This is a genomic window from Algoriphagus vanfongensis DSM 17529, from assembly GCF_000429465.1.
Lineage (GTDB): Bacteria > Bacteroidota > Bacteroidia > Cytophagales > Cyclobacteriaceae > Algoriphagus > Algoriphagus vanfongensis.
In genome coordinates this window covers 200,411-220,108 of record NZ_AUBX01000014.1, presented here as the reverse complement: position 1 = coordinate 220,108, position 19,698 = coordinate 200,411, and the positions used below count along the sequence as shown (strand labels likewise).

Genomic DNA, 19,698 nt, shown 5'->3' with positions numbered 1-19,698 from the left:
CGATTTACACCAACTAGAGCGAGATCCCAGAATTGAAGCTTCGTTGGAGTTTAGGACATTGAAGAAGCTGATTTTAGAAGGAGATCATTCCAATCAGACTTCTATTTTGAAAGAGCTTTCTGTTTTAGCTGAAAGTAAGGGGAATCAAGTGACTTTATGTGATCGAAAATCAATTGTGCATAAAAGAAGCTTGGGTTTTAGAATTCGGGTCGAAAGAAATTCAGCTAAAGGAATTCTCACTGATAGAGAACTTGTATTAGCTTTAAGTTTACTGGCTCCAGTTTACTTTTTTGAAACTGTCCAAGTCAAGTCTCAAAGTGGGTTTTTAGTGGATGAAGGGCAAGTTGTTGAATCAGCAATTCCACAAGAGTTTACTTTTATCCAAGATTACTTAAAATCCAAAGGCTACACCCGAATAAGTTCAATTATTTATGAAATGAAAATCCCGGAAATTACGCATCTGGATATTGATACTGGAGATTTCACTTATTTCAATGGCCTTTTCGGGAATTCTGTAGCAGACTTAATGTATTGAAGTTTTATTGAACAAAACCCGATCACTTTTTGGTCGGGTTTTGTTTGTTCTAAGCGAAACTGATTGTTTTCTATGAAAAACAATTTTTAAAAATGTTTTTTATAAAAAACGATTTGCCACCCTGTTTTGAAATACTCCAATGAATAGAAGAGTATTAATATTCTGTTTTGTCCTCTTTCTCTTTCCATGCACTAAAAGCCTGCAAACTTTCTTCGCGTAGAAGTGAGACCATCGGAATAGATCTCTTTTCCAATGGAAGATCAATCTCTTGATAAATAAAATCATCATCAAAGCCCGCTTCAGCAGCGTCTTCTTTGGTACAGGCGTAATAGACCTTGTTTGGTCTAGCCCAGAAAATTGCACCCAAGCACATGGGGCAAGGTTCACAGGATGTATAAATATCGCAGCCTTCCAGCTGGAAATGATTTAGTCGAGAGCAGGCATCCCGAATAGCAACTACTTCGGCATGGGCTGTAGGGTCTTTAGTTTTTAAGACGCTGTTGTAGCCTCTTCCTACGATCTGATTGTCCTTTACTATCACACAGCCAAAAGGTCCACCATGTCCAGCTTCCATCCCTTCATGAGCCATTCGGATAGCTTCTTTCATAAATTTCTTTTGGGTTTCCGTCATGATGCGAAGTTAAAAGTTTACCATGAAAAAGTCCGGATACGTATGGGGGTCATCTTGGGATGATGTCAAAAAAAATGTCCCTCAATCCAGAGGAAAGAGGGACATTGCTCTACTATAAACTCAAATTACCAGCCAGGGTTTTGAGTCAGCTCTACACCGTTTTCTTGGTAGAGCGTGATTTGATCCAAAGGCACAGGATCTAAGTAAACTCTTGGGTCGTCAAATAGTCTTTGCGAAGCATCCGCTGAAGCAGGTATGATATAGCCTTCATCTCCATCAGAAAGCACGACGCTACTTTGCAGCTCTGGGTACTCGGCTCTTGAGATCCAGGCGCCACGATTGATATCACTATTTGATTCAGTATCTGTGTATTCCAGTTTTTTCCATCTCTTCAGGTCATCTAGTCTGAAACCTTCCATCATTAGCTCGATTCTTCGCTCACGTCTGATTTCCCAGAGGATAGAGGAGACAGATGGATCCTTGGAGGGATCTTCGTATACCTGACCGTTTACCGCGGCATTTTCGCCCATCACTTCCAAATGAGGAAGCATGACTCCGGGTCTGTCACGAAGCACGTTTATGGACATGTCTAGGTCAGCTTGCGTCAACGCTGGGCCACCGACTGTTGCCAGTTCAGCTGCAGCTTCCGCATAGTTGATCAAAACTTCGCCATATCTCAAAACTGGAGCGTCAGTATAGTTCAGGTTGGAGCTTCCTTCTGGCTCGTCTTTGATGACTTCATTTAGGAACTTGTGAGTTGCAAAGCCAGTGGTACTGTAATTGGAAGCGATTCCGTTCAGTCTCAATTCGCTGCTGATCAAGGTTTCATAGATTCTTGGGTCACGGTTTGCCATCACGTTGTCGATTCCCTGATCTCCTTGATATACTGCAGACAGAGCGATAGGAAGTCCATCATTGGCCAAGTAGGAGTCCACTGCGTCTTTGGAAACGCCCGTCTGAGGTTCCTTGTTGTTGTAGGAATTCAGCGCGTGTGTGATCAATCCTGGCTCGTAGTGACGGTACAGAATCACTTCAGGATTGCCCGCAAGATTGAGAGAATTGAATACCTCTCGGTAGTTGCCAAGGGAATAGGCTCCCGTCTGGATCAATTGATCTGCCGCGTTTTTGGATGCCTCCAGGTATTCTTTGGCTTTGGCAGTATTGCCTTCATGATATTTTTGCCAGGTGCCTTCGTAGAGGAAGATTCTGGAAAGGTAGGTCAAGACTACAGCCCGATTGACAGAAAGTCCATCATTGCCGTCTGACACTCTCACGTTTGCTGCCGCAAATTGTAGATCTTCCAGGACTCTGTCCATGACGTAGTCCCGTGGATCTCTAGGTCTGTAAAGAGTCTCTTGGTCTGTCTCGGCTATTTCTTCACCAAACCATGGCACATCACCAAATTGCTTGACCAAATCATGATATTCGATCGCTCTGAAGAAACGAGCCACTCCTGACCAATGGGCAATGGCTTCCTCGTCCATCGGGACGGTCTGAACCCTATTGAGGAAGATATTGGCTTTTCTCACATACGAGAAAGTCCAATAGGAACTAGAGGCTGCTGAAGGGACTGTTCTCCGGAATTGTGGAGGGTTACTCGGAGAGAAGTCGTCGTTGAGGTTTTGACCAGAGAAGAATTTTCCCCAGGAAAAACTGGAGCCGTATCCACTGAAATACGCTGTGTAGAAGCCCCAAGAGAAGCTTCGTACATTGTCTTCGGATGTCCAGTAGGTTTCATCTGTCAACCTGTCCACAGGAGGCTTTTCCAGAAAATCATCGCAACTGGTCATTGCGAAAAGGCTAAGTGCAAGTGCTGCTATTTTTAATTTCATGACTGATGCTGATTAAAATGTGACTTGTAGACCGAAAGAAAGTGATCGGCTATAAGGATACACTCGTCCAAAGGTGTTGGAGTCGTTTAGTCCGGCAGAAGTATAATCTACTTCCGGATCCAAAGGCAAGTTCAAATTGTCAAATTCGAAGAGGTTTTCTCCACTGAAATACACTCTGACTTTTTCCATTCCAGCTTTGGAGATCCAAGTGTATGGAAGAGAGTATCCTACGGTGATATTTTTCATTCTCATGTAAGAAAGATCCAGTAGGTATCTGGTCTGACGTAGGAAGTTTCTAGAGTTGCTGGAAGCTCCGGCATCAGTAGGTCTTGGATAGAATGCATCCGGATTTTCTGGAGTCCAGTAGTCCAAATGATGGTCAAACCACGCTTCTCCCGGTCTGTAGCCCGGCACGAAAATCGGTCCGTTTGCCCAGAAGTCGCGCTTACCCACTCCTTGAATGAACATGCTGAAATCTACACCCTTGTAGTCCATGCCCAATCTGAATCCATACTGATATCGAGGAGTTTCATTTCCGATGACTTTCAAGTCTCCATGATCATCTTCGGTATTGCTTCCGTAGTCGATCACTCCGTCGCCGTTCAAGTCTTTGTACTTGACATCGCCTGGTCCGTAGTAGAACCAGCCACTTTCGAAGATTTCCTGAGAAGGGATACCTTCTTTTAAGACATATTTCCCATTGTCCAAAACAAATTCACCGTTTCCGTCTTTGACAAAGTCATCTTCGGTAAACAGGCGATCTGTCTCATAGCCCCAGATATCGCCTATGACTCTTCCAGGTCTGTTGGAATAGATACTTTGGTTGTCAGCAAATTGGGTGACAGTCTCTATGTAATCAGAAATGACGAAGGTAGAGTTGATGGATAGTCCATTGTCAAATGTATGACCATAGTCCAGGGCCAATTCCCATCCTTTGGTTTCCAATTCACCGAGGTTTTGCTTGGTGGCAGATGTACCGTAGCTGGCAGGCAATACTTCACCTGCACTGTGCATGTCAGAAGTGATTCTTTTGTACCAGTCAAAGCTTACTCCAAACTTATCCTTGAAGAATCGAGCATCGAAGCCCAAATCCAAGGTGGTGACAGTTTCCCAAGTCAATGAGCTTGGCAAAGCACCTGGAGTACCAAATGTCAGCTTGTTGTCCGAGCCGATCAACCAGCTGGAGCTATACGAAGACATGATTCTATAGATGTCACTGATGTAGGCGTTTTGGTTGCCGATAGCACCCCAAGAGCCACGTAGTTTCAAGAAAGAAACCACCGGTGTGATTGGCTCAAAGAAGGATTCCTCGGAGATCACGTAGCCCGCAGACATCGATGGGAAAAATGCCCATCTTTCGGTAGGAGAAAGTCTGGAAGATCCATCGTATCTACCATTAAGCTCCAGGAAGTATTTTCCTTTGTAGTTATAGTTCAAACGGCTGAAAAGACCCGCAGTGGACCAAAGGTTTCTTGCTCCGTCGACAAATTGATCTCCAGAAGCCAAATCCAATTCACCTCTGTCCTGATCCATCAATTGTCTTCTTTGCGAACTGTGATACCAGTATTCGTAAGACTCGATGTCACCACCGACCATGGCTTTGAAGGTATGATCACCCGCTGCTTTTTCGTAGGTGGTAAATAGTTTTCCTACATTTCTATTGCTCCAAGATGACATATAAGAAACTCTATCGTAGGATGCACTGGTGTATGGGGCATACTGAAGATTCGCACCGGTAGACCAGAAGTTGTAAGCTGATACAGATCCGCCTGTCTGATGCTCATGGTAGTTTTGAGAATCGTGGGTGTAGTTGGCCACAATCGAAAGTCCATTGAGAGGGGTGATTGTGGTTCCCAAATTGAATCGGGTCAAGGTGGTTTTTTCCTCATTCATTTTGGCTTGCTGTACTTCCGTGATGGCACTACGGAAAGGGTTGCCTTCATAGGTGCCATAAGGATAGTTTTTAGGCCATCTGAATAGGTAGTACCATGGATCGTATGTTTCGCTGGAGAAGTAGAATGGTCGTGTAAACTTGGTGTCTGAGTACAGTACGCCACCTCTTACTTCCATCCAATCTGTCACCTGAGAGCTCAAGCTCAAATCCGCAGAATATCTATTAAACTCATCAGGATTTACTTTCAAAACACCGTTTTGTCCCAAGTAGCCTACGCCAAGTCGATAGGTGGTCTTTTCAGTGCCACCAGATACAGAGACATCATGTTTTTGCTGAGGAGTCCACTTGTTCATGAACATCTCTCCAGCATCCCATGGTCTATAGAAAAATAGTCTTCCGTCACGAATTTCAAAATCTCTTCCCAGCACCATTTCCGGTCCTAGGTCTTGACCTCCATACTGAGCTTCCCAATCTCTCATCTTCTGAATACCGATTTCATCGAAGTACATCCCTACGACACCAAAAACATTGGTGGATGGGTTGGTTCTCTGCAAAGCACGGAATGCCATCTCGGCACCTTCCGCTGTAGGAGCGATGGTAGGAGTGGTAGTAGGAGTAGCAAATGAAAAGTTATTGGAATAACTGATTTTGGGAGCTTCTCCCTTTTTGCCTTTTTTGGTGGTGATCAAGATCACACCCCAAGCAGCTCTGGATCCATAGATAGAGGCTGAGGCCGCATCTTTCAATACAGAGATGGATTCGATGTCTTCAGGATTGACAAGCTGGAGGCTTGGGATTTCCACGTTGTCCACCAAGATCAAAGGCTGGGCACCGCCGGAGTTACTCAAAGTTCCGACAGATCCTCTCAACCGGATGGTTGGGTTTTGACCGATTTGTCCACTTGGAGTAGTGATGGTCAGGCCTGGTGTGGTGCCTTGAAGGCCTCGGGCCACATCTGTGATAGGCCTGGACTCCAGTACTTTGGTGTCTACCGAACTGACAGAACCAGTCAGATCGCTTCGTTTTTGGGTGCCATAGCCGACCACGACAAATTCCTCTAAGGACTGTGCGTCTGGTTGCAGGGTGATTTCCAAAGTCTGGCTTTGGGTGATGACTCGCTCTTGAGCTTCCATACCGATGAAGCTAAAAACGAGGGTTTGTCCGCTTTCTACTGAGATGGAAAAGCTCCCATCGACGTTAGAGGTTACCCCCTTGGTTGTTCCTTTTACCAATATGCTGGCTCCTGGTAGCGATAGTCCATCCTCTGCACTTTTGACGGTTCCCGTCACATTGAAAGTCTGTGCATTTGCATGAGCATGGAACAGGAGAAAACATACCATGGTAAAAGCACCGAGTAGTAGTTTTTTCATGTTTGACATGTTAAAATGGTTTGAAATGGGTTAGGTCTATCTACCTGATTGGGAGGGTGAAGTCCTGCAGATTCCACATGATCCAATTCGGGTAGATATATTTTTACCGTCAAATCTTTTGAAAAAACAGAGTCTCTCCATCCCTGAAAACAGGGATATTGATAAATCACCAATTCGATTCTGAGTTCTAAATTGCCTTTGGTGTTTTCGATGTTTATTAAAATAAGGTCTTGTAAACAAGTGAGATAATGAGCCCTTATTTGCTCTATTGCTGCTTTTTTGAGAGGCTCTTTGGTAGGGTTCTTTTCGCTTAGCGGCAAAGACGGAAGATGGCTGGTAGTGGGAGTGTAAGTCGCTGAGACTCTCCGCTGGTGGAAAAAAGAAGGAGGATTTCTTAAAAGATCGGTAAACTTATATCAACAATAGAACCCAAATTAATTTTAAGAAAAGACCTTGCTCCGATGATCAATGTACTCATAGCGGATGACCACCAATTATTTATAGACGGGCTCAAAGCCATGCTGCTGGATGTGCCCGGAATTCGTGTCGTGGCCGAAGCCGGCAATGGAAAAGAAGTGCTCCAACTTTGTGAAAAGACTCCTGTCGATCTGGTGATTATGGATGTCAATATGCCCGAAATGGACGGAGTGGAAGCGACAAAGACCTTGTCAAAGAAATATCAGGACATGAAAATACTGGGGCTATCCATGCATTTGGATCGCTATTATATTTCTGATATGCTCAAAAGTGGAGCCACTGGATACCTTCTCAAAAACACCGGTAAAAGTGACTTGCTCCATGCTATTCACACGCTTCATAGTGGTGAGTCCTACGTGAGTGAGGAAGTGAATAAGCTGCTATTGAATAGTTTTTTTAAAAATCCATCCAAATACCAAGTAGAAGAGAAACTCTCGGAACGAGAGTCTCAGGTGCTGGACTGTATCGCCAATGGGCTGACTACTCTCGAGGTGGCAGAGAAACTTTTTATCAGCAAAAACACGGTGGAAACGCACCGAAAAAACCTTCTCTATAAGCTGAAAGCAAAAAATACGGCCGAACTGGTCAACAACGCCTATAAGAAGGGACTCATTAATTGATCTTAAAAGATGGCCTTGGGAAAGTCCGTGATTGTGTGAAATCACTATTTTCAGGGATTGGAGTTTCGACCCTTCCTTTCATTTTTGTAAGGATAGTGGTATTCCAAACCTTTCACCCGACAAACCAATTGCTATGCTTTTATTGGCTGATAGTGGCTCTACCAAGACCGAGTGGAGAGTAGTAAAATCATCCGGAAAGACAGTCAGAGAATTTAAAACGCAGGGCTTCAATCCCTACTTTAAATCTCCCGAACAAATCAAAAATGACCTACTAAGCCAGCTGGGAGATCAGATTCCTAGTTTGGAGCAGGTGTTTTTTTATGGGGCAGGCTGTGCCCATCCTCAGAAAGCAGGAGAGCTCGCCAAGGTGTTGGATGAGGTATTTGAAGCGACACTGCCATCGGAAGTGCATGGAGATATCCTTGGTGCTGCCAGAAGTTTATTTCAGGATCAGCCAGGGATAGCCAGCATATTGGGGACTGGCGCGAGCTCTTGTGTGTATGACGGACATGGGATCAGCGGGACGGTTCCTTCGTTGGGTTACATTTTGGGAGACTATGGGAGTGGGGCTGTATTGGGAAGAGAGTTCGTCAGATTGCTTCTCAGTGAAAAATTGCCCGCTGAATTGACTCAGGAGTTTTACGATAGGTTCTCTATGGATCGGGTATCCATTTTGGATAGGATTTATAAATATTCTTTCCCCAATCGCTTTCTTGCATCTTTCATTCCCTTTATCCATCAGCATAGAGAAGTGCCGGCTGTCAAAGAGTTGATTTTGGATAGCTTTATCCAGTTTTTTCAGTACTACATCCTTCCTTTTCGATCCAAAGGCGTAGAGAGCAAGTTAGCTTTCACTGGTTCGGTGGCGTACCATTTCCGGGAGTCCTTGGTGGAGGCAGCCCATCAGTTGGGGGAAGCGATTGATACGATCCAGTCCAAACCGCTGGACGGTCTTGTGAAATTTCACTGCGGGGAAGTAGAATGGGGTGTGGAAGAATTGGCTCGAAAATCAAGAGACTGATTTAACTATTTCCGGTTTCCAAAAACTGTTTTTTACTGGATGAATCCAGTTCCTATGGAAGACCGATGCATATTGCTAGTTAAAACCTATTTTCACTTTTCGATCAGGTTTTGAAAAAGGAAATGATAAAAGCGATGCAGACATGAAGGAGTTTGAGAAGAAGCATCTGAGCAGTTGGGAAGAGCTCCCGTTGGGAGATAAAGTGGATCGTGTGAGTGAATTGATGCGCTCTGGTGTAGAGAAAGTTTCCCTTTCCGAAAGGTTGGAAATAGCCGTTTTGTTGCTTGATTCGGCAGAAATCGCGCGCTCTGAGCAAGAGCTAGTGGAGGCCAAATCTGCACTAAAAGCTGCTCATGGTTTGCTGCAAGAATACAAGTGGAACGAGTTGGAACCAGTTTTCGATAGACTTTTAGTAGAGCTGGCTCGGGTCAACTATTACCTTGGTGAGTTTGACGAAGCGGAGATGCATCTGGATCTTTTGATCGAAAACGGAAGAAACCCGCAGTGGAGATTTGAAGCTTTTGAGCTCAAAATCATCGTAAACAATCATTTAGGTAGATACAAAAAGTCCCTGATGCTATTGGAGGAAGTCTTGCATGAGTTGGGACTTGAGCTTCCGCTGGGGACAGACGCTGTTTCATTTCAGATCAATCGTCTTCAAGGTCAGATTAAGCAAGAACTTCAGGATCTTCCCGTACTGGCGGAGTCGGAAGTTCAGGCTCAAAGTAGAATCCTAAAATTGCTGTATATCGGAGGGATGGCTATCCACCATACTTCGGATTTATTGATGACATGGGCTGCTCTTCAGATTGTGATTCGCTCTAGATTGATCAATCTTCCCAGTGTCCGCTCCTTGGGATTGGTCAGCTATGGGCGGATGAAAGTGATCGCAGGAGAAATAGAAGAGGGCTTTGATTTGGGATTGCATGGACTCAATCTCAATAGTTCTATTGGAGATATCCAGTACCGATGTCGTGTATTGGGAGTTTTTGGCTTTTATATTTTGCCCTGGAAAGAAAGTTTCCATAAGAGCAATGGTCTTTTGCTCGAAGGGATGGAAGTGGCTCGGAAATCCGGTGATTTGATTGGCTTATACATTCTCAAAACACACCTTTTCAATCTTCATTTTCTGAGTGGGAAGCCCATACAGGAGCTTCTGGGGTTTGATTTCAAGGAAAGCTACGTGGGGATGGAGTTGACATACTACATCACGCATTATCAAAAAGAACTGATTCGCTATGTAGTAGGAGAGAGTGCCTTTCTTTCGTTGCCCAAACAAGAAGCAAGAGGGATGGCAGCCAAGCTGACGCTGCAGGAGGAGACTTTTTACAGGCATTATGTTTTGGCGCGATATTATTTTCTATTTGGCTACTACAAGCAGGCCCTGCGATCTGCCAAGCTTGCAGATCAAAATAGAAAGCTACAGGAAGGCTCACCTCTAGTTCCTGCCAATCTTGCGCTTAGGGCTTTTTCTCTGACACAAAACTGGAGTAACCTCAGCGATCAGGAGCAAATGGAGGAGCTTGAATGGCTTTCGAATACGCTGAAAGACTTTGATACATGGGCAAGTAAAGCTTCTGATAATTTCTCCTCTACATCTTTCTTACTCCAAGCAGAATTGGCTAGAATCACTTCCGTTCCGTATCAGGATGTGGAGGCAATGTATATCTCAGCAATTCAACTGGCGCAGGAAAACCTCTATCAAAAAGCCCTGAGCCACGAGTTGTTTGGGAAGTATTATCTCGGCATTGGACAAAAAGGATCTGCTAGTACTCACTTGCAGCATGCTTTGTATTTTTATCATGAGTGGGGAGCCGTCAGAAAAACCGAGCAGCTGACTCGTCAATTTGCCTTTCTGATCAGAGAAGAGCTAAAACCAAAAAGAGGGCTAGATCTGGAAACGATTCTCTATGAGCTGGCTGGTGAGATTCACGCTACTCAAATTTCCCAAACATTGATGGCTCTCTTGATGCGAGTGTCAGCTTCCAGCAGGGCCATGATCCAGTGGGTCGACCCAGAGGGGATGTTGAAAGTATTTGACCAAAAGCAATTGATGGATCTACCACTGCTTTCCAAAGAGAAAGTAGATGAGGAGACACTCGTGAGCTATTTTCAAATTTCTCATAGAAATAAGACTCCCTTGATTTTCAATCATCTCTCTGCTACTCAGGATGATGAGTTAGGTAAAATTTCCCGCCAAGGGATTTTATCCTGTTTGTTTTTCCCGGTGGGCTTTTCCGAAAACCAAACGATGATCGTGTATCTCGAAAGTTGTTTTGATTCGGAGGCTTATACAGCGGAGATCATCCGCTGGGTGGGAATCGTGGCACGTCAAGGAGGTGTGATTTTGGATAATGCCAGAAATTACGAGAATACACTTCGCCTCAATGAGGAAATCCGTCAGGAAATGATGGAAAGACAAAAGCTTCTGGAGCTTATCGAAAAGCAGAAAGATGCTCATATTCAAGATCTCATACGGGTGCAGGAGTACGAACGGGAGCGCATAGCCGGTGATCTTCATGATAGCCTAGGATCTCAACTGTCTACCTTGAAGTTGAATTTGGCTCACCTCTTTGAGCAATATCAAGAAGAGGACTTGCTCCCTAAGAGCCAAAAGGCTTTACAGAAATTGGATGAAGCGATCGATGATGTCAGGAGAATTGCGCATCACATGTCGCCTGTTTCGCTTAAAAAATTTGGCCTGGCTTCTGGTCTGCAAACGATGATAGAGTCGTTTGGAGTGAACTCACAGATCAAGGCCGAGCTGCAGATCTTAGGGTTTGAGGAGCGGTTGGACTCTCAATTGGAGCTGACGCTTTACAGGATTTGTCAGGAGCTAGTTCATAATGTGCTCCGGCATTCCCGCGCAGATGAGTTTCGGCTTCAGTTGATCAATCATGGTTCTTCGCTGAATATCTCTATCGAAGACAATGGTGTCGGAATGGAGAAATCCAAAGATCAATGGGGGATGGGACTGCTGGGTATTGAGACCAAAGTACAAATGCTCGGGGGAACGTTGCAGATAGAGAGCCAGTCTCAGATGGGCTGCTTGGTCATGGTGGATATTCCTGTTTTGGAAAAGATCTGAAAAAATCAGTTCATCCAACGGCTCATAAACTCTAGGAAAGCATCCTTATAATTGTCGCTCACGGTGATCTGGTTGCCGTTGACATTGATTACGTTTTTGGATACGGAATCGATATGGTCCAAGGCGACGATATAGGATCGGTGCACTCTCATGAATTTATTTGTGGGAAGCAATTCTTCCATGTTTTTGAGACTGGTAAGAGACAATAGAGGACTGCTTTTGGAAAGCAGGTGCACTTTGACATAGTCTTTATACGCCTCGACATGAGAGATGTCAGAGAGTATGATTTTGACTAGCTGATATTCCACTTTTAGAAAAATGTAATCAGGTTCTTTTTCCTCAGGGTTTTTGGCCTCCAGTAGAGTCCGCTGCTGTCGGTCAAAGTAATTGTAAGCCTTTGTGGCGGCATTTAAGAAGTCCTCATAGGAATAAGGCTTGAGCAGGTAATCCAGTGCGTCTACTTTGTATCCTTCGATAGCAAACTGATGATAGGCAGTGGCAAAAATGATCCGGGTTTTGTCAGAATCCTTTTTTCCGTCTAGTACTCGGGCCAACTCCATGCCCGAAAGATCAGGCATTTGGATGTCCATGAAGATCAGCTGCACCTCGTTTTGATTGATAAAACCAAGTGCTTCGATGGCGCTTGAAAATTTCCCGACCAACTCTAGAAATGAAGTTTGCTCGATGTATTTGCATACCAGATCCAGCGCCAGCGGCTCGTCATCTACAGCGATACATTTGAGTTTCATGAGAGGTTGATAGTCAGATTTACATAATATTCCTGATTGTTGTTGTCTTTCCCAAATTTCAATCGGTGTTTTTGGGGATACAGCAAGCTCAGTCTTCGTTGTGTATTGGAGAGGCCTATACCACTTTCCTTGGCTTCCGGACTATCCGGATTGATCGGGAATATCTGATTTCTGGTTTCGAAAAAGAGCGTGTCTCCCATGATTTCTAGCTTGATATGAATCTTGCTTTCCTTTTGGGAGCTGATGCCATGCTTGAAGCAGTTTTCCAAAAATGGGAGTATCAGCATGGGAGCGATGACCTGGTTGTCTTTGGGATCATCCAGTTGAATGTTGAGTTTGACTTTTTCGGTCAGTCGGATCTTCATCAGCTCGATGTAGTCTCGGATGAAGTCCACCTCTTTGCTCAGAAGTGTGTTTTCCTTTTGATTTTCATAGAGGACATAGCGCATCATTCGCGAAAGCTTGAGGAGCGCTTCCTGGGCCTTTTTGATGTCCAGATTGGTGAGAGAATAGATGTTGTTTAAGGTATTGAAAAAGAAATGCGGATTGATCTGAGCTTTGAGGTAGGAAAGCTCCGTATTGATCTGTTGCTTTTCCAGTTCTCTCCGATTTGCTTCGTCTTTTTGCCACTTTTGTACCAAAGCCAAAGAAGTACTCAGTCCGATAGAAACGATGTATAAAAGTACCTGAAATGCATCTCCTTGAATCCATCTTTTTCCAGGTCTGAATGGTTTGTCTGGATTGAAAAACTCATGCATCCGGATCGGATAGTGGATCAATTCTTCAAAATAGACTATAGCAAAATAGAAGACGACCGCTCCTCCGATCACACATAGGAGGTAAATGTAGTTTCTGCCATTGAGAAGGATCTTTGGTACAAAATAGGCTACGTTAGTATAAAATACCAATACCAGAGTCCCAACCAAAAAAAGCTGCTTGTACCAGAAAGCAATGGGTAATTCAGCTTCTCCCATTCTCCAGGAAAGAGGTGAGAGCAGCAATAAGATGATACCAAGCATCATCCAGCCCAATAAGTGGACTAGAAATGAAAGGTTTTTTTTGGGGGTGATCGTATTCATCGCCTAGAATTATGGAGGCCAAACTAACATATAGATTCCAAATCCCTGCCGACTAATCTGCCAATGCGTTGATTTTCACGTCGAATCTGCCTGATGAGCGGATAAAGCCATTCATCGACCCACTTTTACTTTTTGTCTGCTTTTTTCTGGTCTTGGTCGACTAGATTCCTCAATCGGTCTATTTGAACAAAAATATCAAAACAAAGCCTTCAAATTTGGGGTATGAATGTGGTGTGAGCCCCGTATTTGAAAACATAACAATGAAAAATCTACTCAATCTAATCGTTCTTTTTGCAGTCTTGGGACTTAATCAGGCCTTTGCACAAAGCACAGAACCCAAACCAGCCAGGATCATCGGTATAGCGAAAGACGCCAGCAATGGCGAACCTGTAGGCTATGCTACCGCCGCACTTTATAAGAAAGGTGCTGATGTCAGTTTTGCTGGAGCCGTCGCTGATGGAGATGGCAAATTTTATATCACTGGTGTCGAGCCTGGAGAATATTCCCTTCAGCTGACTTTTATGGGTTTTGAAACCCTGACTCTTGAGAGTATCCAGGTAAACTCCCCAACAGGAGATACCAATCTCGGAGAATTGATGATGTCTGATGAAGGATTGGCTTTGGAAGAAGTCACTGTACAAGGACAGCGTGAATTGATCGAAGAGCGTGTGGATCGTACCATCTACAAAGCAGAAAATGACAGAACTACAGCCGGGGGTGATGCAACTGACGTATTGAGAAGAGTGCCGATGCTTTCCGTGGATTTGGATGGCAATGTGTCGATGAGAGGAAGTAGCAACATCACGGTATTAATTGATAATAGACCTTCTGCAATCGCAGCAAGCAGTATCACGGATGCCTTGAGACAGATTCCCGCGGATGAAATCAAAGAAGTGGAAGTGATCACTTCACCATCTGCCCGATTTGATGCAGAGGGTACTTCTGGTGTGATCAATATTGTGACCAAGAAAAACAACCTGCAAGGGATGACCTTGAGCATCAATACAGGTGCTGGTCTGAGAGGATCAAACCTTGGGCTAAACGGTAGTGCCAGAATCGGGAAATTCGGTTTTTCACTGGGAGGATTTGGCCGTGCAGGATACAATGTCCTCGGAAGTTTTGAAAACGAGCAGCAATCTTTCAACTCCACTACTGGAGAGCAGTCTACAGTTATTCAATCAGCGGATACTGAGCGAAGAGACATGTTTGGAAGGTATAACTTTGGAATGGACTACGAGATCGACAAGTATAATTTCATTACCGGTGCTGTGAATTTCGGTATGAGAAATTCAAAGAATTGGCAGACAGATTTCCTTACTGAGAAGTACACAGAGGGAGAGTTGGACTATTCTAATTTGAATGAAACCAATAGTAAAAACAACGGTAATTCCGTCGATGTCAGCTTGAACTATACAAGAACTTATGAGAAAAAGGGCAAGGAGATTAGTTTGTTGACCTTATTTACGCAGGACAAGCAAGACAACTTCTCTGTCAACTCTCTTTTCAATGATGATTTTCAGACAATCGACTATAGACTAAGAAACGATAATCCAAGCAGAAACAGAGAGTTTACTGTTCAGTTGGATTTTGTCAATCCTTTGGGAGAAGATGGAAATCAGATTTTGGAATATGGAGCCAAAACTATTTTGAGAAAAGCCTATTCTGATTTTGCTTATTTCCGAGGAGAAGGTGCCGATGGAGACTTTGTGGAGCTAGATGACCAGACACTCAACAATGAATTTAGCTATGATCAGAATGTGACTTCGGGATATGGGTCTTATACCTTCAATTTCCTGAAAAACTACACCTTGAAAACTGGCCTTCGCTATGAGTATACGACGATCCAAGCAGACTTTGCAAATGTATCTGACTCCGAGCAGGCTGTAGATATCCCATCTTATGGAACCTTGGTGCCAAGTGTAAACGTCAGCCGTAAATTGAAAAACGGCAACATGATCAAGGCGGCATACAACAGAAGAATTCAACGTCCATCCATGCGATTTTTGAATCCAAACCTTGATTCACTTAATAACCCAACCCAGCCATCTCAAGGGAATCCTTCTTTGGACCCAGAGTTGACAGATAATTTTGAACTGGGCTATAGTACTTTCTTGGGCGGGACTATGATCAACTTCACAGGTTTCTACAGAAATACGACTGGATCAATCCAAGCGGTGAGAACTGTAGAGCCGAATGGCGTCATCTTCACAACTTATGAAAACATTGGTCAGGAGCAGGCTGTCGGTACCAATATGTTCACCAACATCAATATCAATAACAAACTCTCTTTGAATGGTGGGTTTGACCTTTACTATTCGATGCTGGATGATGGCCTATCCACACAAAATGAAGGTTGGGTCGTGTCAGGAAGAATGTTTGGTAACTATTCGTTGCCAAAAGATTACCAGATCCAGCTGTTCACTTTTGCAAGAGGTAGAAGAGTGCAATTGCAAGGATCTAGCGGAGGGTTTGCAGCTTATGGTTTGAGTTTCAATAAGCAATTCAAAGAAAAAAGAGGTTCGATCGGAATCGGTGCTGAAAACTTCCTTTTCAAGGAGTTTACAATCAAGAATGAGACGATTACTCCAAACATAATTCAGCATAGCACTAATACCATGCGAAACATGAACTTCAAAATCAACTTCAGCTATAGAATTGGTAAGCTTAGCATGAATGAGCGCCAAGGTAGAAGAAGAAGATCCGTCAGCAACGATGACCTCAAAGGAGGCGAAGGAGGCGGAGAGCAAGGAGGAATGATCCAAAACAACAACAAGTAATCAAAAATCCCTGCTCAATCAAAACAAGGCTTTATTTAAGCGTAAACAGATAGATAGATTGGGTACTAAAAATCCCGACTTTGTTAAAGTCGGGCTTTTTTTTGCCTGGACGAAACTTCTGGAAATGAAAAAACCCAGCCAAATGACTGGGTTTTGAATAGTTGATAAAAGGAATGGTTTATCCTTTGTAAGTTACTTTTTTGATTGCTTCTACTGTTCTTGCCACATTTGGGATAGTAGCATCGATGTAGGTCGGAGCATAACTCAACGGTACATCCATAGAGTTGACACGGAGTACTGGAGAGTCCAAGAAGTCAAAAGCATAACGCTGGAAGTGGTAAGTCAGCTCAGAAGAGATCGCTGCTACAGGGTTTGCTTCTTCTACGATGACAGCTCTGTTGGTCTTCTTCAAAGACTCCACACAGGTAGCATAGTCGATAGGCCGTACACTTCTCAAGTCAATTACTTCGCAGTCTACTCCTTCTTTGGCCATTTCTTCGGCAGCTTGGAGTGCTACTTTCATCATTTTGCCGAAAGAGATCAACGTCACATCTTTTCCTTTTCTCTTGATGTCGGCTACACCGATTGGAAGCAAATATTCAGACTCAGGAACTTCTCCTTTGTCTGAGTACATTACTTCTGATTCCATGAAGATCACTGGATCTGGGTCGCGAATAGCGGCTTTCAAGAGTCCTTTTGCATCGTATGGATTGGATGGTACTAGAACTTTTAGTCCAGGAGTATTGGCAAACCAGTTTTCAAAGTTGGAAGAGTGGGTAGCGCCCAATTGACCGGCATTTCCGGTAGGGCCTCTGAATACAATCGGCACAGAATAGGCCCCGCCAGACATGGCATACATCTTAGCCGCAGAGTTGATGATCTGATCGATCGCCACTAGCGAAAAGTTGAATGTCATGAATTCGATGATAGGTTTCAGTCCATTCATGGCTGCACCTACTCCCAAACCTGCAAATCCAGCTTCGGAAATCGGAGTGTCATAGATTCTTGTCGGACCGAATTCATCCAGCATCCCTTGGGAAACCTTGTAGGCTCCATTGTATTCAGCTACTTCTTCACCCATCAGGAAGACATTAGGGTCGCGTCTCATTTCTTCAGACATGGCCTCTCTGAGGGCTTCACGAAATTGTATTTCTCTCATTAGTAAAAGACAAAATTTTGGCTCGTAAAAATAGGAAGGATTCGGGCAATTGCAAAAATAGCTTCCTACATTATCCAAGCGTCATCTAGCCGAGATAAACGGTCTTTGCATTGACAAATTCAAGAATGCCTTGTTTGCTCAATTCCCGACCATATCCGGACTTTTTGATTCCTCCAAAGGGAAGGTGGGGGTTGGAAGCGACCATGGCATTGATGAAGACAGCACCGCTTTCTATTTCAGCCGCTAATTTTTCGGCTTTTTCTTGATCTTTTGTCCAGATCGAAGCACCCAGCCCAAATTCCGTGTCATTGGCAATTGCTATAGCTTCAGTCTCATTTTTTGCTTTGAACACTAGTGCGACTGGACCAAAAAACTCCTCTGTGTAGGCAGGTGAATTTTTTGGGATGTCTGTCAAAATAGTCGGTTGAAACATAGCGCTATCCTTTTTAGGTTTTTCACCTCCTACTAAGATTTTGGCTCCTGTATTGACTGATTTAGTAATCTGCTCGAAAAGCTCCTCTGCCAGATCAGGTCTTGCCATGCATGCAAAGTCTGATTCTTCACTTAAAGAATCTCCGCCTTTCAGTTGCTTGATTTCTTGGGTAAATACTTCCAAAAACTCTTCATAGACGGATTCTTCGATGATGAAACGCTTGGCAGCAATGCAGCTTTGTCCAAAATTAAGCATACGGGCCTTGACGGCAGTCTTCGCTGCTGTGTCCAGGTCTGCATCTTTCAGGATAATGAATGGATCCGAGCCGCCAAGTTCTAGTAGAGACTTTTTGATATTTTTCCCGGCTTCTGAAGCTACCGAGGCTCCGGCTTTTTCACTTCCGGTCAACGTGACTGCTTTGATCTCTGACTGCTGGATCAGTTGGGTAGTGGCCTTGGAATCGATCAAGAGCGTCTGAAACACTCCATCTGGAAAGCCAGCTCTCTGAAATACTTCTTCGATGGCCAATGCGCATTGTGGGACATTGGATGCGTGCTTGAGTAGTCCGGTGTTACCCGCCATGAGTGTGGGGGCGGCAAAGCGGAATACCTGCCAGAATGGAAAATTCCACGGCATCACTGCCAAGACCGGGCCAATAGGTTGGTAGAGAACTTTGGCTTTTTTCTGATCTGGAAGAGACATTTGCTCTGGTTGCAAAAAACTCTCAGCATTATCAGCGTAGTAATCACATACCCAGGCACATTTTTCTATTTCGGCGATTGATTCTTTGATGACCTTCCCCATTTCCAGCGAGATGAGTTTGGCGTAGTGGTCCTTTCTCGCCAAAAGCTCCTCACTTGCCTTTTTCATCAATTGAGACCTCTCTTTCATGGAGGTGTATTTCCATGATTCAAATGCTTTTTCGCTATGCTTGAGTTTGGTCTCTGCTTCAGGCTCGGTCAGAAGTGTGTATTCTTTTAAAAGTTCTCCAGTGTAAGGATTAATTGACTGCATGGTATATGGTTTTGGTTGGTTTGTTTTGTTGAGTCCAGGCTTGGAACCCTCCATCGAGTAATTTAATTTTTTTGAAACCTTTGGTTTTCATGTAGGCGGCAGCTTTTGCTGCCCTAATTCCCGATCTACAATACAGTAGATAAGTCTTGGACTTGTCTAATTGTTCGATTTTTGCCTTAAAATTATCGGAGAGGCAATCCAAGTTTATGGCCCCCGGAATATGAGATTTTTGCATCTCTTCCGGTGTACGCACATCTAGCAAGATGGTGTTTCTCTTGTTGATTTTTCTTTCAAATTGTCTAACAGAGAGCCTTTTTTCGCCTTCATCCATCGTGGAAGCTACTGAGCTCAAAGAAATACCAATTATGAAAAAAACAGCTAGCAAATAGTGGGGCAGGGATTTCATGGGAGTATTTTTGAGGAGTTTTCAAATTTTCTTACAAACTGCTATGGCTGTCAAAATCGCCCTGATTTCGGATTCACATAATTATATAGATCAACAGACGATCGCGTACCTACAGGATATAGACGAAATTTGGCATGCTGGGGATATAGGTTCGCTATCGATCATGCAAAAGCTTCCCGATTCAAAAACAGTCAGGGCTGTCTTTGGCAATATAGATGGACCCGAGCTTCAGCTGGAATATCCAGAATGGGCTGAATTTGAAGTGGAGGGCGTAAAAGTCTTGATGACACATATTGGAGGTAAGCCACCTCGCTATGCCAAAGGAGTAAAAGCAAGAATCAAACAGGCCAATGCGCAGGTGTTCATCTGCGGCCATTCTCATATTTGCAAAGTGGAATTTGATCGGGCTCTGAATTGCTTGTATATGAACCCTGGGGCTATCGGACAGCAGGGATTTCACAGGATGCGGACGATGCTCTTATTTGAGATAGAGTCAGGGAAAGTCCGGGATTTGCGAGTCGTAGAGTTAGGAAAAAGAGGAGAATGGGAGAAAAAATAAGACTTGACTTTTCAGATTCATGCTAGCGTGTTACTGAACTGACTGGTTTGTCAA

Annotated in this window: 14 protein-coding genes; 6 read left to right on the top strand and 8 right to left on the bottom strand. The window is 44.0% G+C overall.

Features of this window, described 5'->3' with window-relative positions:
* Window positions 1-106 precede the first annotated feature (106 nt).
* The gene (locus tag G460_RS0112135) at window positions 107-535 is read left to right on the top strand and encodes a hypothetical protein (protein ID WP_157366924.1); all 429 of its coding nucleotides are present in this window, start codon (window positions 107-109) and stop codon (window positions 533-535) included.
* A gap of 154 nt (window positions 536-689) precedes the next feature.
* Here G460_RS0112135 and G460_RS0112130 read toward each other — a convergent pair whose 3' ends face one another.
* The 3 genes from G460_RS0112130 to G460_RS0112115 all read right to left on the bottom strand — a co-directional run bounded on the left by G460_RS0112130 (window position 690) and on the right by G460_RS0112115 (window position 6,262).
* Window positions 690-1,166, bottom strand: a complete 477-nt coding sequence (locus tag G460_RS0112130) for a nucleoside deaminase (RefSeq protein WP_026955603.1) — start codon at window positions 1,164-1,166, stop codon at window positions 690-692.
* A 125-nt stretch (window positions 1,167-1,291) separates the two neighbouring features.
* Entirely contained in the window at window positions 1,292-2,998 is a 1,707-nt protein-coding gene (locus G460_RS0112120; RefSeq protein WP_026955602.1) for a RagB/SusD family nutrient uptake outer membrane protein, read from the bottom strand.
* A 12-nt stretch (window positions 2,999-3,010) separates the two neighbouring features.
* The gene (locus tag G460_RS0112115) at window positions 3,011-6,262 is read right to left on the bottom strand and encodes a SusC/RagA family TonB-linked outer membrane protein (protein WP_026955601.1); all 3,252 of its coding nucleotides are present in this window, start codon (window positions 6,260-6,262) and stop codon (window positions 3,011-3,013) included.
* A 461-nt stretch (window positions 6,263-6,723) separates the two neighbouring features.
* On the opposite strand from G460_RS0112115, the gene G460_RS0112105 reads away from it, so the two are divergent.
* From G460_RS0112105 to G460_RS21830, 3 genes are all read left to right on the top strand, one after another.
* Entirely contained in the window at window positions 6,724-7,359 is a 636-nt protein-coding gene (locus tag G460_RS0112105) for a response regulator (protein WP_026955599.1), read from the top strand.
* Between the two features lie 133 nt (window positions 7,360-7,492).
* Entirely contained in the window at window positions 7,493-8,380 is an 888-nt protein-coding gene (locus tag G460_RS21835; RefSeq protein WP_051316031.1) for a hypothetical protein, read from the top strand.
* 142 nt (window positions 8,381-8,522) lie between these two features.
* The gene (locus tag G460_RS21830; RefSeq protein ID WP_051316030.1) at window positions 8,523-11,468 is read left to right on the top strand and encodes a sensor histidine kinase; all 2,946 of its coding nucleotides are present in this window, start codon (window positions 8,523-8,525) and stop codon (window positions 11,466-11,468) included.
* A 5-nt stretch (window positions 11,469-11,473) separates the two neighbouring features.
* On the opposite strand, the gene G460_RS0112090 is transcribed toward G460_RS21830, so the two are convergent.
* A complete protein-coding gene (locus G460_RS0112090; protein WP_026955598.1) occupies window positions 11,474-12,217 on the bottom strand; it encodes a LytR/AlgR family response regulator transcription factor in 744 nt (247 codons plus the stop codon).
* Complete coding sequence (locus G460_RS0112085) at window positions 12,214-13,296, bottom strand: sensor histidine kinase (protein ID WP_026955597.1); 1,083 nt, start codon at window positions 13,294-13,296, stop codon at window positions 12,214-12,216. Before G460_RS0112085 ends, G460_RS0112090 begins: the two co-directional genes overlap by 4 nt.
* Before the next feature lie 260 nt (window positions 13,297-13,556).
* On the opposite strand from G460_RS0112085, the gene G460_RS0112080 reads away from it, so the two are divergent.
* The gene (locus G460_RS0112080; protein WP_026955596.1) at window positions 13,557-16,073 is read left to right on the top strand and encodes a TonB-dependent receptor domain-containing protein; all 2,517 of its coding nucleotides are present in this window, start codon (window positions 13,557-13,559) and stop codon (window positions 16,071-16,073) included.
* Between the two features lie 178 nt (window positions 16,074-16,251).
* Here G460_RS0112080 and G460_RS0112075 read toward each other — a convergent pair whose 3' ends face one another.
* The 3 genes from G460_RS0112075 to G460_RS21825 all read right to left on the bottom strand — a co-directional run bounded on the left by G460_RS0112075 (window position 16,252) and on the right by G460_RS21825 (window position 19,085).
* Window positions 16,252-17,232, bottom strand: a complete 981-nt coding sequence (locus tag G460_RS0112075; RefSeq protein ID WP_026955595.1) for a pyruvate dehydrogenase complex E1 component subunit beta — start codon at window positions 17,230-17,232, stop codon at window positions 16,252-16,254.
* 85 nt (window positions 17,233-17,317) lie between these two features.
* Complete coding sequence (locus tag G460_RS0112070; protein ID WP_026955594.1) at window positions 17,318-18,679, bottom strand: NAD-dependent succinate-semialdehyde dehydrogenase; 1,362 nt, start codon at window positions 18,677-18,679, stop codon at window positions 17,318-17,320.
* A complete protein-coding gene (locus G460_RS21825) occupies window positions 18,666-19,085 on the bottom strand; it encodes a rhodanese-like domain-containing protein (RefSeq protein WP_035464394.1) in 420 nt (139 codons plus the stop codon). The genes G460_RS0112070 and G460_RS21825 overlap by 14 nt, the downstream gene beginning before the upstream one ends.
* 43 nt (window positions 19,086-19,128) lie before the next feature.
* Between G460_RS21825 and G460_RS0112060 the strand changes: the two genes are divergently transcribed.
* On the top strand, window positions 19,129-19,644 hold the full coding sequence (locus G460_RS0112060) for a metallophosphoesterase family protein (RefSeq protein ID WP_026955593.1): 516 nt from the start codon (window positions 19,129-19,131) through the stop codon (window positions 19,642-19,644).
* Window positions 19,645-19,698 lie beyond the last annotated feature (54 nt).